General features: G+C 51.8%; 14 protein-coding genes and 5 tRNA genes. 8 read left to right on the forward strand and 11 right to left on the reverse strand.

Going from position 1 to position 15082, the window contains the following annotated elements; genetic code table 11:
• Positions 1-19: 19 nt before the first annotated feature.
• The 10 genes from C9I92_RS20795 to lolB form a co-directional block, all read right to left on the reverse strand.
• Positions 20-106, reverse strand: a tRNA-Leu gene (locus C9I92_RS20795).
• Between the two features lie 32 nt (positions 107-138).
• Positions 139-215 (reverse strand) — tRNA-Met (locus C9I92_RS20800).
• A gap of 45 nt (positions 216-260) precedes the next feature.
• Positions 261-335, reverse strand: a tRNA-Gln gene (locus tag C9I92_RS20805).
• 40 nt (positions 336-375) lie between these two features.
• A tRNA-Leu gene (locus C9I92_RS20810) sits at positions 376-462 on the reverse strand.
• A 33-nt stretch (positions 463-495) separates the two neighbouring features.
• Positions 496-572, reverse strand: a tRNA-Met gene (locus C9I92_RS20815).
• 441 nt (positions 573-1013) lie between these two features.
• Positions 1014-2105, reverse strand: coding sequence for a redox-regulated ATPase YchF (gene ychF / locus C9I92_RS20820; RefSeq protein WP_047887635.1), 1092 nt, complete (start codon positions 2103-2105; stop codon positions 1014-1016).
• Between the two features lie 79 nt (positions 2106-2184).
• Entirely contained in the window at positions 2185-2775 is a 591-nt protein-coding gene (pth, locus tag C9I92_RS20825; protein ID WP_047887636.1) for an aminoacyl-tRNA hydrolase, read from the reverse strand.
• A gap of 200 nt (positions 2776-2975) precedes the next feature.
• Positions 2976-3923 (reverse strand): ribose-phosphate pyrophosphokinase, encoded by a 948-nt coding sequence (locus tag C9I92_RS20830; protein ID WP_146149710.1) that lies wholly within the window; start codon positions 3921-3923, stop codon positions 2976-2978.
• Between the two features lie 32 nt (positions 3924-3955).
• The gene (gene ispE / locus C9I92_RS20835; RefSeq protein WP_047887638.1) at positions 3956-4819 is read right to left on the reverse strand and encodes a 4-(cytidine 5'-diphospho)-2-C-methyl-D-erythritol kinase; all 864 of its coding nucleotides are present in this window, start codon (positions 4817-4819) and stop codon (positions 3956-3958) included.
• Positions 4820-4826: 7 nt separating this feature from the next.
• Positions 4827-5459 (reverse strand): lipoprotein insertase outer membrane protein LolB, encoded by a 633-nt coding sequence (gene lolB, locus C9I92_RS20840; protein WP_107193920.1) that lies wholly within the window; start codon positions 5457-5459, stop codon positions 4827-4829.
• Between lolB and C9I92_RS25465 the strand changes: the two genes are divergently transcribed.
• From C9I92_RS25465 to C9I92_RS20875, 8 genes are all read left to right on the forward strand, one after another.
• Complete coding sequence (locus C9I92_RS25465; RefSeq protein WP_157038333.1) at positions 5458-5619, forward strand: hypothetical protein; 162 nt, start codon at positions 5458-5460, stop codon at positions 5617-5619. The two genes, lolB and C9I92_RS25465, sit on opposite strands and share 2 nt — an antisense overlap.
• 84 nt (positions 5620-5703) lie before the next feature.
• Positions 5704-6966: a glutamyl-tRNA reductase gene (hemA, locus tag C9I92_RS20845; protein WP_047887639.1), complete on the forward strand. Its 1263-nt coding sequence runs from the start codon at positions 5704-5706 to the stop codon at positions 6964-6966.
• 50 nt (positions 6967-7016) lie between these two features.
• Positions 7017-8105 (forward strand): peptide chain release factor 1, encoded by a 1089-nt coding sequence (gene prfA / locus C9I92_RS20850; protein WP_047887640.1) that lies wholly within the window; start codon positions 7017-7019, stop codon positions 8103-8105.
• The gene (gene prmC, locus C9I92_RS20855) at positions 8105-8953 is read left to right on the forward strand and encodes a peptide chain release factor N(5)-glutamine methyltransferase (protein ID WP_047887641.1); all 849 of its coding nucleotides are present in this window, start codon (positions 8105-8107) and stop codon (positions 8951-8953) included. Before prfA ends, prmC begins: the two co-directional genes overlap by 1 nt.
• A gap of 13 nt (positions 8954-8966) precedes the next feature.
• On the forward strand, positions 8967-9347 hold the full coding sequence (locus tag C9I92_RS20860) for a SirB2 family protein (RefSeq protein ID WP_047887642.1): 381 nt from the start codon (positions 8967-8969) through the stop codon (positions 9345-9347).
• A gap of 2 nt (positions 9348-9349) precedes the next feature.
• Positions 9350-10162, forward strand: coding sequence for a SirB1 family protein (locus tag C9I92_RS20865; protein WP_047887643.1), 813 nt, complete (start codon positions 9350-9352; stop codon positions 10160-10162).
• 31 nt (positions 10163-10193) lie between these two features.
• Entirely contained in the window at positions 10194-11048 is an 855-nt protein-coding gene (gene kdsA / locus C9I92_RS20870; protein WP_207103494.1) for a 3-deoxy-8-phosphooctulonate synthase, read from the forward strand.
• A 365-nt stretch (positions 11049-11413) separates the two neighbouring features.
• Positions 11414-12670 (forward strand): SLC5/6 family protein, encoded by a 1257-nt coding sequence (locus C9I92_RS20875; RefSeq protein WP_047887644.1) that lies wholly within the window; start codon positions 11414-11416, stop codon positions 12668-12670.
• Between the two features lie 486 nt (positions 12671-13156).
• On the opposite strand, the gene C9I92_RS20880 is transcribed toward C9I92_RS20875, so the two are convergent.
• Positions 13157-15040 (reverse strand): methyl-accepting chemotaxis protein, encoded by a 1884-nt coding sequence (locus C9I92_RS20880; protein WP_047887645.1) that lies wholly within the window; start codon positions 15038-15040, stop codon positions 13157-13159.
• Positions 15041-15082: the final 42 nt, after the last annotated feature.

Below are 15082 nucleotides of genomic sequence, written 5' to 3' on the forward strand. Positions count from 1 at the left end.
AAGCCTAAGACTTGAATGTTGGTGCGGAGGGAGGGACTTGAACCCTCACGTCCTTGCGGACACTAGCACCTGAAGCTAGCGCGTCTACCAATTCCGCCACCACCGCACGTGGTTTATTTTTACATTCTCCGGGGAGAATGGTGGCTACGACGGGATTCGAACCTGTGACCCCATCATTATGAGTGATGTGCTCTAACCAACTGAGCTACGTAGCCATATGGGTTGCCGACTATACCTGATAATCACCAACCTTGTAAAGATGGCAGGTCTACCTGGATTCGAACCAGGGAATGGCGGCATCAAAAGCCGCTGCCTTACCGCTTGGCGATAGACCTACAGGGCAGCTCTTAATAATTTAAGAGATAACCGAAATTTTGGTGCGGAGGGAGGGACTTGAACCCTCACGTCCTTGCGGACACTAGCACCTGAAGCTAGCGCGTCTACCAATTCCGCCACCACCGCACGTGGTTTATTTTTACATTCTCCGGGGGAGAATGGTGGCTACGACGGGATTCGAACCTGTGACCCCATCATTATGAGTGATGTGCTCTAACCAACTGAGCTACGTAGCCATCTTTTTGTTTTCCTTGCAGCTTGTCTTGCTGACCGCTGTCTCGGGAACGGGGCGCATTATGCTAATACCAGCCAATACCGTCAACAGTTTTTTTTAAGATCCCCCGAAAATTCGATTGTTCGATGGATATTTGGACGAAGTGGGCGATTGACGTGCTGATTTTGTGGTTTCTGAAGGGGATAGGCAGGAAATCCGCAGTCTCTCATGGGCCGGGTTCGTTTTTGATTTGATGTTACAGGCTGACAAAACGGCGCTGAAAATGAAATGTGTGTTGGTTTTTTATGCGTTGTTGTCGCATAGACGTCGAAACGCTAGCGCCAAAAGCAAAATGCCAACCCCAAAAAACAAGAAGCCAGCCCGCAGGCTGGCTTTTGGACAACAATTGTCAGCAGTAAGCTCAGGTGTCACTGCCGCGCTTGTTGGTGATAGGTTGAATAGCTTATACGTTGAAGCGGAAGTGAACTACGTCGCCGTCTTTAACGATGTACTCTTTACCTTCCAGACGCCATTTACCTGCGTCTTTTGCACCGTTTTCGCCACCAAACTCGATGTAGTGGTCGTAACCAATAACTTCTGCGCGGATAAAGCCTTTTTCGAAGTCAGTGTGGATTTTACCCGCCGCCTGAGGAGCTGTAGCACCTACAGGGATCGTCCATGCACGAACTTCTTTCACACCAGCGGTGAAGTATGTTTGCAGGTTCAGCAGCTCGTAGCCAGAACGGATCACACGGTTCAGGCCTGGCTCTTCAATGCCCAGATCAGCCAGGAACTCTTCGCGGTCAGCATCATCCAGCTCAGCAATTTCTGATTCAATGGCTGCACAAACCGGGACTACCACAGCATTTTCTTTTGCCGCGTGCTCACGCACCATTTCCAGGAACGGGTTATCTTCGAAACCGTCTTCGCTGACGTTTGCGATGTACATAGTCGGCTTCAGCGTCAGGAAGTTCAGGTAGCTGATAGCTGCTGCTTCTTCTTTTGTCAGATCGATCGAACGTGCCATACCACCTTCGGTAAAGGTCGGCAGCATTTTTTCCAGTACCGCGATTTCGAATTTAGCATCTTTGTCGCCGCCTTTCGCACGCTTCGCCTGACGCTGAATGGCGCGCTCACAGGTATCCAGGTCAGCCAGTGCCAGCTCCAGGTTGATAACTTCGATATCATCCAGAGGGTTGATCTTACCGGCAACGTGAACAATGTTATCGTTCTCGAAACAACGTACAACGTGACCAATCGCGTCGGTTTCACGGATGTTAGCCAGGAATTTGTTACCCAGGCCTTCACCTTTTGACGCACCCGCTACCAGACCGGCGATATCTACGAATTCCATGGTCGTTGGCAGGATGCGTTCTGGTTTCACAATGGCCGCCAGCGCGTCAAGACGCAGATCAGGAACTGGAACCACGCCAGTGTTTGGCTCAATGGTACAGAACGGGAAGTTAGCTGCCTCGATACCTGCTTTGGTCAGGGCATTGAAAAGTGTTGACTTGCCTACGTTTGGCAGGCCGACGATTCCGCATTTAAAACCCATGGTGTAAAACCCTTTTGGTAGTGTTCGGTAAAACAGTCTGACAGCGGTTCTGTCAGATCAAATTCATGGTTGGTGACTATTATTCAGCTTTGAATGAATGTAGTCGATTCTGCGCTTTATTCAGGCCGTCTTTGAGCAAAATATCCATGCAGCGTACCGCTTCATCAACGGCGGCATCGATTTGCTCCTGCTCTTTGGCGGGAGCTTTGCCCAGTACAAAACCGGCAACTTTGTTTTTATCTCCCGGATGGCCGATGCCGATGCGTAGACGATAAAACTCTTTGTTGTTGCCCATTTTACTGATGATGTCGCGCAAGCCGTTATGGCCTCCGTGACCACCGCCTTTCTTGAACTTGGCGACGCCCGGCGGCAGATCCAGTTCATCATGCGCCACGAGAATCTCTTCCGGTTTAATCTGGAAGAAGTTGGCCAATGCTGCCACCGACTTGCCTGAGAGGTTCATGTAGGTAGATGGGATCAGCAAACGCAGATCCTGGCCATTGGCTTGGATCCGGCCGGTCAGGCCAAAATATTTGGCTTCATCACGCAGGATCACATTGTGGACACGGGCCAGCTCTTCGACCACCCATGCTCCCGCATTATGGCGGGTTTTCGCATACTCGGCGCCCGGGTTAGCCAGACCGACTAACAGGCGAATATTATTACTCACGCTCGTCTCTCAAGTCTTAGGGGCTGAAAACGCGCGCTATGTTATACCAAACGCGGGGAAATTGATATCTTCACCCCAGCCGTGGTTAACAGGCCGCCTGGTAATCACGGTGGTGGCGCTGTCCGGACACGGTTGATACCGGCGGGAAAAACAAAAACGCCCCGCAATTGCAGGGCGTTTGAAAACGATCAGTGTCGAGATTAATGCTCGAACATCGCCGAAATTGACTCTTCGTTGCTGATGCGACGAATGGCTTCCGCCAGCATGCCTGATAGCGTCAGTACAGAAACTTTACCGGTTGCAGCCATTTCTGGAGACAGTGGGATAGAGTCGGTGACGATCACTTCGTCAATGACAGACTCTTTGATGTTCTGTGGGGCACTGCCAGAGAAAACAGGGTGGGTAGCGTATGCAAATACACGCTTCGCACCACGTTCTTTCAGCGCTTCTGCCGCTTTACACAGTGTACCGCCGGTGTCGATCATGTCGTCAACAATGATACAGTCACGGCCTTCCACGTCACCGATCAGGTGCATAACCTGAGAAACGTTCGCACGAGGACGACGCTTGTCGATGATAGCGATGTCAGTGTCATCCAGCAGTTTTGCTGTTGCACGGGCACGCACTACACCACCGATATCCGGAGAAACCACAACTGGATCTTCCAGGCTTTTCGCCAGCATGTCTTCCAGCAGAACAGGGCTGCCGAAAATGTTGTCTACTGGTACATCGAAGAAGCCCTGAATCTGCTCTGCGTGCAGGTCAACAGTCAGAACGCGGTCAACACCCACGTTAGACAGGAAGTCAGCAACCACTTTAGCAGTAATTGGCACACGGGCAGAACGGACGCGGCGGTCTTGGCGAGCGTAGCCGAAGTAAGGGATAACAGCAGTGATACGGCCTGCTGAAGCACGGCGCAGTGCATCGATCATAACAACCAGTTCCATCAGGTTGTCGTTAGTTGGCGCACAGGTCGATTGAATGATGAATACGTCGCTACCACGGACGTTCTCATTAATCTGAACACAGACTTCACCGTCGGAGAAACGGTTAACTGTTGCGTCTCCGAGTGAAATGTAAAGACGATCAGCGATGCGTTGGGCTAGCTCTGGTGTCGCGTTACCAGCAAACAGCTTCATATCAGGCACGGTGGAAACCTCAGGTTGCGTCCAAGTTGTAGTTACTGACAATCCGTAGAAAGTGCGTGCAAGGCTGTCAAAAGAGGCGATGTGTTGACACCTTTGGCAACAAATCCGTGGAGCCAGTCAGGTAATTTTTTGAGAGTTGCATTGGCTTCGTGTTGGGTGCTAAATTCAGCGAAAACACAAGCGCCAGTGCCAGTCAATCTCGACGGCGCGTATTCTAACAGCCACGAAAGTGCCTTATCAACCTCGGGGTGCAGTGATCTCACGATTTTTTCGCAATCGTTTTCGTAAACCCCCGTCAATAGGGCATTCAGTGAGCGTTTTTCGGTATCACGTTTTAACCCCGGATGGGTGAAAATATCCACGGTGGCGATATTTACCTCAGGTTTCACGATCAGATACCACTTTTCCTCCGGCTCTGCCGGTTGCAGTTGCTCTCCGACACCTTCGGCAAAGGCACTGAAACCGCGGACGAAGACCGGCACGTCAGCACCGAGCTTCAGACCAATCTCTGCCAGTTCATCCACACTGAGGTTGGTTTGCCACAGGTAGTTCAGCGCTACCAAGGTCGTCGCCGCATTTGAAGATCCCCCTCCCAGACCCCCACCCATCGGCAGAATTTTCTCAATATGGATGTCGGCACCGGCTTTGATTCTGGCATAGCGACGTAGGGCATCGGCCGCTCTGAAGATCAGGTTATCTTCGGTCGCCACCCCCGGAATCGCGGGTGTCAGGATCAGGTCATTACTGTTGTTGGCGGTAATGGTTAGGGTATCGCCATGGTCGAGAAACTGAAACAGGGTTTGCAGCTCGTGATACCCATCCGGGCGGCGGCCGGTAATGTACAGAAACAGATTAAGCTTGGCTGGCGCCGGCCAGCGGGTCGTGCGGGTGATCATAGTATGCTCAGTTAGTAGACCAGTTATTAATAACAAGGGTAATGGTAACCCCGGTAGTGCTCAGAACCAGACGCTTAGGTAAGGCCGGCGTTACCGAGTAATCATACTCGTTGTAATCAAGCTGCCATAGCTTGCCATCGATTTCTTTCGCCAGGTAGCTGACGCGTCCTTCCTTGTTCAGCTGGTAGGTATCGGCAGCGGTTGGCAGGCCAATCAGCCAGTCCCGCATTTGGGTTACCGGTAAATTCAGGCCGGTTAGTTGTTCAACCAGTTTCCCGGCATCGCGGCCCTGGAAGGTTTTCCCCTCGTTATTAACCAGCGTGACCGATGACGGCGTGGCATTGAGCTTCAGCAGGGTGCTGCCAAGAAAATTGGTCAGCAGCAGCTTGTCTTCGCGCGGGCGGGTTTCCCAGTGCATATTGGCACTGAAACGTTGGCTGCCTTTATACCCAAGTTTCCCGGCTGCCTGATAGTGGGTCAGTTTAGTCAGCGCCTGTTCGTGGCTTTCCCAGCTGGTTTTGTGGTCGGTAGTCGGGGAGGTGGCACAGCCGCTCAGAAAGGCAAACAGGAAAAAAAGTACCGTTGTGCGACGGACCGGAACAGAAAGATGCCAATGGCGAAGCTCAAGAGTAGACAACATGGGTATCATTGTTTTTGTAAAGGATTATCGCCAAACAATAGCGGTAAAAAGGGAGGAATACCAATTTCTTAATGTTGATTTTGCAGTCTTTTTACTCGAACTTGATGAATTTGTTGTTAAAGAAAACACAGGTTTTGTGGTGTTATGCCATATTGATTAGGCTTGTGTTCTTTAATTAAGTTGGGGCATCAAGTAAAATCCCGCCCTACATCTTTTTTCATTGGCGAAGTGGTACACCGTCTCCATGACATTGCTTGCACTAGGAATCAACCATAAAACGGCCTCCGTAGACTTACGTGAACGGGTTGCGTTTTCGCCTGAAAAAATGAAACAGGCGCTGGCCCAATTGCAAGACCATCCCGATGTGAACAGCGGTGTTATCGTTTCTACCTGTAACCGTACTGAGCTGTACTGTGATGTGTCGCAGTCTGGTCCGGGGATCATGATTGACTGGCTGAGTAAGTTCCATCAAATCAGTACTGAAGATCTGATGCCGAGCCTGTATTTTCATGAAGAGCAGGCTGCTGTCCGGCACCTGATGCGGGTGTCCTGCGGGCTGGATTCGCTGGTATTGGGCGAGCCGCAGATTCTGGGTCAGGTGAAACAATCGTATTCTGACTCCCGGGAGCACGAGGTTGTGCACGGGATGCTCGAAAAGCTGTTCCATAAAACGTTTACCGTGGCGAAGCGAGTGCGCACCGAAACTGACATTGGCGGCAATGCGGTATCGGTGGCATTTGCGGCCTGTACGCTGGCCAAACAGATTTTTGAATCGCTCAGCGACGCGACTGTTTTGCTCGTCGGAGCCGGGGAAACCATTGAGCTGGTTTCCCGTCATTTGGCTGAACAGGGATGTAATAAGCTGATTGTGGCCAACCGTACCCGTGAGCGGGCGGAGAATCTGGCGAAGGAATTCGGTGCGGAAGTGATTACCCTGCCGGAGATTCCGGAGTACCTGCATCGGGCTGACATCGTGATCAGTTCAACGGCCAGTCCGCTGCCGATTATCGGCAAGGGGATGGTAGAGAAAGCCATTAAGCTGCGCCGTCACCAGCCGATGCTGCTGGTGGATATTGCCGTGCCGCGTGATATTGAGCCGGAAGTCGGCGATCTTAGCGATGCTTATCTGTATACGGTCGATGATCTGCACAGCATCGTCGAGAAAAACCGTGAGCAGCGCAAGATGGCCGCTATTCAGGCGGAAGCGATTGTCAGTGAGGAAAGCGCCGCCTTTATGAGCTGGATGCGATCCCTTGAAGCGGTAGACAGTATCCGGCAGTACCGATGCCAGGCTGATGATATCAAATCCGATTTGCTCAGCCGCAGCCTGCAGGCGCTGGCAAATGGCAGCGATCCGGAAAAACTGCTGATTGAGCTGAGTAACAAGCTGACCAATAAACTTATCCATGCCCCAACCCGTGCAATGAAAGACGCGGCCCATAATGGCGAACCCGAAAAACTGGCCGTGATCCGAGAAGCCCTCGGACTGGACATTGCCAAAAATTAATCCGGCAGAGCACTGCGCTCTGTTATTAGTGGAACTCAGTAGATACCTATATGAAACCTTCGATTTTAGTGAAATTAGAAACGCTGGTTGAGCGTTATGAAGAAGTCCAGCACTTGTTGAGCGATCCGGCTGTAATTGGTGACCAGGACAAATTTCGTGCGCTGTCCCGCGAGTATTCACAACTGGAGGAAGTGACCAAGTGCTTCCAGGCTTACCTGCAGGCAAAAGACGATCTGGCCACAGCAGAAGAAATGGCGCAGGAAGACGATCCGGAAATGCGTGAAATGGCGCAGGAAGAAGTGAAGGAAGCGAAAGCGGAAATCGAGCGTCTGGAAGATGAACTGCAGGTACTGCTGATTCCTAAAGATCCGAATGATGATCGTAATTGTTTCATTGAAATCCGTGCCGGTGCTGGTGGTGACGAAGCCGGTATCTTTGCCGGTGACCTGTTCCGTATGTACAGCAAGTTTGCGGAATCCCGTGGCTGGCGCATTGAAGTGATGAATGCCAACTCGGCTGAGCACGGCGGTTACAAAGAAATGATCGCCAAAGTGGCGGGTGATGGGGCGTATGGTACGTTGAAGTTTGAATCTGGCGGCCACCGTGTTCAGCGTGTTCCGGCAACCGAATCGCAAGGGCGTGTTCACACATCAGCATGTACTGTCGCTGTACTGCCGGAAATTCCTGAAGCGGAAATCCCGGAGATTAATGCCGGTGACCTGAAAATTGATACCTTCCGGGCATCGGGCGCGGGTGGTCAGCACGTTAACACCACTGATTCTGCGATTCGTATTACTCACTTGCCAACCGGCATTGTGGTGGAATGTCAGGATGAGCGTTCTCAGCACAAGAACAAAGCCAAAGCAATGGCGGTGCTGGCGGCGCGTATTATCAAGGCTGAAGAAGAAAAACGTCATGCAGAAGAAGCCAGTACCCGTCGTAACCTGTTGGGTTCCGGTGACCGCTCTGACCGTATTCGTACCTACAATTACCCGCAGGGACGTGTGTCCGATCACCGTATCAACCTGACCATTTACCGTCTGAACGAGGTCATGGAAGGAGAACTGAATACGCTGATTGAACCGGTGCTTCTGGAGTACCAAGCTGATCAGCTGGCGGCAATGGCCGAGCTGAACTGATGCAGCGTTCCATTGATGCCCTGCTGAAGCAGGCAGCATCAGCGTTAAGTGATGCGGGCTCAGACAGCCCGCATATCGATGCTGCCGTGCTGCTTTGCCATGTGCTCGACAAACCCCGCAGCTACTTACTGACCTGGCCGGAAAAAGAACTTGATGATTCGCAGCTGAGCGCGTTTAATGCGCTGTTAGCGCGCCGATTGACCGGCGAGCCGATTGCCTATATTGTCGGCGAGCGTGAATTCTGGTCATTGCCACTGAAAGTGGCACCCCATACTTTGATCCCACGACCGGATACTGAGCGCCTGGTGGAACTGGCATTGGATAAAATGCCGCCGCAAGCCTGTACCGTGTTGGATCTGGGAACCGGCACCGGCGCGATTGCCCTGGCCATCGCTTCGGAATGTCCACAGGCTCAGGTTACCGGGATCGATCTGCGGCCGGAGGCTGCGGCACTGGCGGAAGAAAACCGGATACGGCTGGGCATCGCGAATGCACGCTTTCTCAGTGGTAGCTGGTATAGCCCGCTGGACAGCCAGGAGCGTTTTGCTGTGATTGTCAGCAATCCGCCCTATATTGATGCGACTGATCCGCATCTGGATCAAGGGGACGTTCGGTTCGAGCCGAAAAGTGCCCTGGTCGCTGATGACGAAGGGCTGGCTGATATTCGTATTATCAGTGAGCAAGGTCGTCTTCACCTGAATGCCGGAGGCTGGCTGTTGCTGGAGCATGGCTACGAGCAAGGACAAGCGGTGCGCGAAATTTTAACATCGCTTGGTTACCAGCAGGTTTCGACCGCGCAAGATTATGCCGGCCTGGATCGTGTTACTCTGGGTTGCTGGCAAGGATAGAGAGAGAAGAATAATGTACACTGCTGTAAAACACCTTCACATGTTGGCGATTGCCCTGAGCGTGCTGCTGTTTGTGGTACGTTACGGCCTGATGATGGCCGACTCCCCGCTGAACCAGAAGAAATTCCTCAAAATTACCCCGCATGTGGTGGACACTGTGCTGTTGTTAACCGGTGTGGGCCTGATTTTTATCACCGGTTTTATGCCGTTTGCCCCGGGTGGCGAGTGGTTGACGCAGAAACTGACCTGCGTGTTGGCCTATATTGCTTTGGGTGTCTTTACCCTCAAAGTAGGTCGTAACAAAGTATTCAAGACATTCGCCTTCCTTGGTGCGTTGGGCTGGGTAGTGGCGGCTGCGCAATTGGCAATGACCAAAACTTCATTGCTGGGATAACCATGTTTCATTATACCGAACAAGAATTAGCACACATGCCTCTGGTTGAAGGGGCCATTGAAGTGACGGCGGCGGTGGATCCTTCCTTTCCTGCTGGTTGGGTAAAAGTGCAACTGGATCGGCTGGCTCAAGAGGCTGAAGAGGCACTACTGGATGAACCGAATGCCTCGCTGCGCCTTGATGGACTCATTCGCCTGTTTTACCGCGAGTGGGGATTCCGAGGCGATCACGAGCAGTATTTTTCTTCCGATAACGTCTTTCTGGATAAGGTGCTGGAGCGCCGGAAAGGGATCCCGGTCAGTCTGGGCGCGATTTTCCTGTATCTGGCGGATAAGCTGGAACTGCCGGTACGCGGCGTCGGATTTCCGACCCAGTTTGTCCTGAAAGTTGAGTGGTATGACGCGGAACCGCAGTTTATTAATCCGTTTGACGGTGAATACCTCAGCAAGCGAGTGATGGGAGCCTGGCTGAAGGGGCATCGCGGCCCGTTCAGCGAGCTGCGCAGTGAGTATTTCAATACCGCTGAGACCATTGATATTCTGGCCCGCTGGCTGACCGTTATGAAAAGCGCGTTGCTGCGTGAAGGACTGTTTACCGAAGCCTTGCGTTGCAGTGATGTGGTGCTGGACGCCTTCCGGCCGGGTGATCCCCATGAAATCCGTGATCGCGGCTATATTTATCAGCAGCTGGAATGCAGTCATGCTGCGGCCATGGATTATGAATATTTTATTGAGCAATGCCCTGAAGATCCGGCAGCAGAGCTGCTGAAGCTGCAAGTGGCAGAACTCCACAAAGAGCCGTTGACTCTGCACTGAGCAGGGTGGGCGAAGAGAAAAAAGAGAGATGATGATGGAACAGAAAGTTGTTCGCGTTGGCGATATTGATGTCGCTAATGACAAGCCATTTGTCCTGTTTGGTGGTATGAACGTACTGGAATCACGCGATTTAGCGATGCGAATCTGTGAAAAGTACGTTGAAGTGACGGACAAACTGGGTATTCCTTACGTCTTCAAAGCCTCGTTTGATAAAGCGAACCGTTCATCCGTTCACTCTTACCGTGGTCCGGGCATGGAAGAAGGCCTGAAGATTTTCCAGGAACTGAAGGATACCTTCGGCGTTAAAATCATCACGGATATTCATGAGCAGTACCAGGCGCAGCCTGTTGCCGACGTGGTTGATGTGATCCAGTTGCCTGCTTTTCTGGCCCGTCAGACAGACCTGGTGGAAGCGATGGCGAAAACCGGCGCGGTAATTAACGTGAAGAAACCTCAGTTCATGAGCCCGGGTCAAGTTGGCAACATCGTGGAAAAATTCGCAGAGTGCGGCAATGAGCAGATCATCCTGTGTGAGCGTGGGGTACTGCACGGATACGATAACCTGATTGTGGACATGCTGGGCTTTGGCGTAATGAAAAAAGCATCCAAGGGCAGCCCAATCATCTTTGACGTGACTCATGCTCTGCAATGTCGCGATCCTTTGGGAGCCGCGTCCGGTGGTCGCCGTGATCAGACTATTGATCTGGCGTTTTCTGGTCTGGCGACAAGAATTGCCGGTCTGTTTATGGAAGCACACCCGAATCCTGATCAGGCGCGCTGTGATGGCCCGTCTGCCTTCCCTCTGGATAAGTTGGAAGCCTTCCTGTCTCAGGCAAAACAGCTGGATGACATGATCAAGAGCTTTGAGCCTATCGACATCCAATAAGTCGAGTGGCTATACCATATAAAATACCCCTGCGGTTACCGTCAGGGGTATTTTTTTGTCTGTTTGTAGTGAAATCTGCTATGCCATTGATTTAGATCAATGTGAAGCATAATGTGCATTTTGTTTGATAACTTTGCACTAGGCAGGATTTATTGTAAAAATTAAAAAGTGTAAAATTTCGTACTTTAACTCTGTTATAGTTGGTTTTATTGGAGTTTTATTCTTATGAAATTCATTTAAATCGACATGAAAATCTATTTGTTAATGGTTTTTTAAGTGATATGTGTTAGCTTGTTGCTTTGAGAATTTCATACTGGATATGCATACTCACAGCCGATTAATATGCTGAATGGATAGGTGGTTGCGTGTCTATATCTCAAATTACGCAGGAAGCGATTTCTGAGCAACAAGTAAGCCGTTGGACGAAACACGATACAAGCTGGATGTTGAGCTTGTTTGGTACGGCTGTTGGAGCGGGAATTCTGTTCCTGCCAATTAATATTGGTATCGGTGGTTTCTGGTCACTGATTATTATGGCTGTTCTGGCCGGTCCGATGACGTTTCTGGCTCACCGTGGCTTGGCGCGTTTCGTACTTTCATCATCTCGTCGCGATGCAGATTTTACCGATGTGGTAGAAGAGCACTTCGGTAAAAGTGCAGGACGAATGATTTCAATGCTGTATTTCCTGTCCATTTTCCCGATTCTTTTGATTTACGGCGTGGGTCTGACTAACACAGTAGACAGTTTCGTGGTCAACCAGATGGGCTGGGAAAGCCCTAACCGTGTGCTGCTGTCTGGCGTACTGGTGTTTGGCATGATTTCGATCATGATGGCCGGTGAGAAAGTGATGCTGCGTTCGTTCGAGCTGATCGTTTACCCGCTGGCTGCAATTCTGGCTGGCTTGTCTCTGTATCTGATCCCGAACTGGCAGATGCCGCACATGGCAATGGATGTCGATTTGGGCCAGTTTACGCATACCCTGTGGTTAGCTATCCCGGTGACCGTGTTTGCCTTTAGCCACGCGGCCGCGATTTCGAGCTTCACCCACGCTCAGCGCCGTCAGTACGGTGATCAGGCGCAGCCTAAATCGGAGCAGATCCTGAAACGTACCTCGGTAATGCTGATTTCGTTTGTGCTTTTCTTTGTCTTCTCATGTGTACTGAGCCTGACGCCAGAGCAACTGACAGAAGCGAAAATGCAAAACGTGTCGGTACTGTCATATCTGGCTAATGTGAACGATAGCCCGTTCATTGTTGCTCTGGGTCCAATCATTGCCTTTATCGCGATCACCTCTTCTTTCCTGGGTCACTTCCTGGGGGCACGTGAAAGCCTGAATGGCATGATGCAAAAGCAGCTGTCATGGTCGGCAGGGACTATCGACAAAGTCGGCATCGTCTTTATGTTCCTGGCTATCTGGGGCGCATCAATCATGAACCCGAGCATTCTGGGTATGATGGAAGCGCTGTCTGGCCCGGTTATCGCGATGATTCTGTTCCTGATGCCAATGATTGCGGTATTCAAGGTTGAGTCACTGAAGCGCTACCGCGGCAATGCCAGCACTTACTTTATTATGCTGATGGGGGCACTGGCGGTTACCGGTCTGCTGTTCAGCATGATCTAACCTGGCGCTACTGACTGCGATAAACGAAAAAGGCTTGCCGGTAGGCAGGCCTTTTTTATCATTTCTACTCAGTACTCAGTACTCAGTACTCAGTACTCAGTACTCAGTACTCAGCACTCAGCACCCCCGAATGTCTGTGGGTTGCGGTGCGGGGAGAAGATCAGGCGAGGGGCTCGCGTGAGTTTTTATTACTTGAATTCTTAATACTGAAGTAAAGCCTTTCGCCGTTTACAAGTGAGCAGATGATAAGGGCGCAACACAGGAACAACCCAATAGGCCATAGCTTCGGGGGTAAAACCGGCGCGGAGGAATAAACCTTCAGTGCAGGTGATGCATTCTGCAGGGGTATTCGAAATACGGTAAAAGGAACAGAGGCTGACGGTATGCATGGGGATGTTTCTTGCCCGGCAAAAGATAAAAAAACCGCCTTCGAGAAGGCGGTTTGTCCGTTGTTCGTTGCTGCTGTCTGTCAGCTGACGGCAGAAGTTACAGCTTAAAGCGGCTGATTTCCTGATGCAGTTGGTGGGATAGCTCCGACAGCTCGGCTGCTTGTTTCGCGGCTTCGTCAGCTTCCACGGCCAGTTCATTGGACACATCGCGGATCCCTTCGGTATTACGGGTGATCTCAGCGGTTACAGAAGACTGCTCTTCTGCCGCCGATGCGATTTGGGTGGCCATGTCACTGATATTGGTCACTGCCGAGTTGATTTGCGACAGGCTGGCTGACGCGGCATTGGCATCATCCACACTGGTTTCTGCCAGACGACGACTGTCTTCCATAATGCCTACCGCACGCCCTGTGGTCTGCTGCAGGGTTTCAATCATCTGCTGGATTTCCTGCGTAGAGGCGTGGGTGCGCTGGCTCAGAACTCGCACTTCGTCTGCAACGACAGCAAAACCACGTCCCTGCTCACCGGCACGGGCCGCTTCAATGGCCGCATTAAGTGCCAGCAGGTTTGTTTGCTCTGCAATGTCCTGAATGGTCGACAAAATGGTGTTGATGCTCTGAGCGTGCGTGTTCAGTTCGCCAATCACACCCGTCGCCGTGTCCACTTCCGTCGCCAGGCTGGTGATAGAGTGTTGGCTTTGGCCGACCTGCGCGGCACCATGCTCAGAAACCTGCACAGTTTCACCCGCAGTGCGAGCAGTGTTGTCGGCATTACCGGCAATCTCCTGTGTTGCCGCCGCCATTTCGTTAATCGCAGTGGCAACCATATTGATCTCATCCTGCTGATGCTGGATGCGGGTGCTGCGCTCTTCCGCCTGCGAGGCGGTGACATGCGCCTGCTGGGTCAGGGCATTGGAAACGTCATTCAGGGTCGAAACCATGCTGTGCATGTTGCCGACGAAACGGTTGAAGTTATGTGCCAGCTGGCCGACTTCATCATCGCTGCGTGGCTCCAGACGCTGAGTCAGGTCACCTTCGCCAGTTGCAATTTCAGCCAGTGCGTCAGACACGCGGGCCAGATCCCGGAACAGGTAACCGACCAGTGCTGCGACTGCCCCTACCACAATCAGAGTGATTACGATGGAGGTAATAATCAGCTGGCGCAGCAGTGCCGTGTGTGCGGCTTCTTCTGTCGCACGATCCATTTCCAGGCCCAGAATCCAGTCAGTATCCGGAACTTGGCTGAAGTAGAATAGCTTCTCTTTACCATCAATGATGGCTGACTGGATTTCGCCGCTGCGGGTGGCCGCTTTGATCGACTCCATGGTCAACTGATTCGTGAAGCGGTTGATTGGCTGTAGGATCAGAGATTCATTCGGATGGGCAAGAAACGTGTTGTCCTGCTGATTGATCAGCATTGCGTAGGCGTTGGTGCCCACATCCAGGTTGATCACGTCGTTGATCAGTTGATCAATCAGAACGTCTGCGCCGACCACACCGACCATTGAACCTCGCTTCATTACAGGTTCTGCAATGGTAACCAGCAGGGCGTTGGTGATGGCATCGCGGTATGCGGTGGTGATGAGCTGCTTGCCAGCCGCTTGAGCATCACGGTACCAGGGACGGGTGCGAGGGTCATAATCTGCGCGGTTACGTTCCGGATGTGAACGGTACATGGCACCAGCAGGGGTACCAAAGAAGATGTCGTCAAACCCACCGGCTTTGCGGGCCTGTTGCAGGTAAGGGACGACGTCAGCTTCTTCACTGTAATCATTAAATGCGCTGGCAATATCACGGCGGATATTAACCCAGTTAGCAATGCCGTCACGGGCGGCACTGGCCAGACTGTCGGCGCGGGAATAAATTCCGTTTCGGGTTTGTTCAAAAAGTTGGTCTGCGGCGAGCCAGGTCAGTGCTGTTGCCATAACAACGACAGCTGACAGACTGGCTCCAATGAGCTTTTGTTTTAAGGATAGTGACATTTTTAATGTTCTCAACGGGTCAGGATGAGTGATGCGTGGCGG

The sequence above is a fragment of the Photobacterium ganghwense genome, assembly GCF_003025595.1.
Lineage (GTDB): Bacteria > Pseudomonadota > Gammaproteobacteria > Enterobacterales > Vibrionaceae > Photobacterium > Photobacterium ganghwense.

Coding starts and splice junctions, on each gene's coding strand:
- C9I92_RS20860 (WP_047887642.1), top strand. CDS start 8,967: ATGTACACTGCTGTAAAACACCTTCACATGTTGGCGATTGCCCTGAGC.
- C9I92_RS25465 (WP_157038333.1), top strand. CDS start 5,458: ATGGGTATCATTGTTTTTGTAAAGGATTATCGCCAAACAATAGCGGTA.
- hemA (WP_047887639.1), top strand. CDS start 5,704: ATGACATTGCTTGCACTAGGAATCAACCATAAAACGGCCTCCGTAGAC.
- prmC (WP_047887641.1), top strand. CDS start 8,105: ATGCAGCGTTCCATTGATGCCCTGCTGAAGCAGGCAGCATCAGCGTTA.
- ychF (WP_047887635.1), bottom strand. CDS start 2,105: ATGGGTTTTAAATGCGGAATCGTCGGCCTGCCAAACGTAGGCAAGTCA.
- prfA (WP_047887640.1), top strand. CDS start 7,017: ATGAAACCTTCGATTTTAGTGAAATTAGAAACGCTGGTTGAGCGTTAT.
- C9I92_RS20865 (WP_047887643.1), top strand. CDS start 9,350: ATGTTTCATTATACCGAACAAGAATTAGCACACATGCCTCTGGTTGAA.
- C9I92_RS20880 (WP_047887645.1), bottom strand. CDS start 15,040: ATGTCACTATCCTTAAAACAAAAGCTCATTGGAGCCAGTCTGTCAGCT.
- ispE (WP_047887638.1), bottom strand. CDS start 4,819: ATGATCACCCGCACGACCCGCTGGCCGGCGCCAGCCAAGCTTAATCTG.
- lolB (WP_107193920.1), bottom strand. CDS start 5,459: ATGTTGTCTACTCTTGAGCTTCGCCATTGGCATCTTTCTGTTCCGGTC.
- kdsA (WP_207103494.1), top strand. CDS start 10,194: ATGATGGAACAGAAAGTTGTTCGCGTTGGCGATATTGATGTCGCTAAT.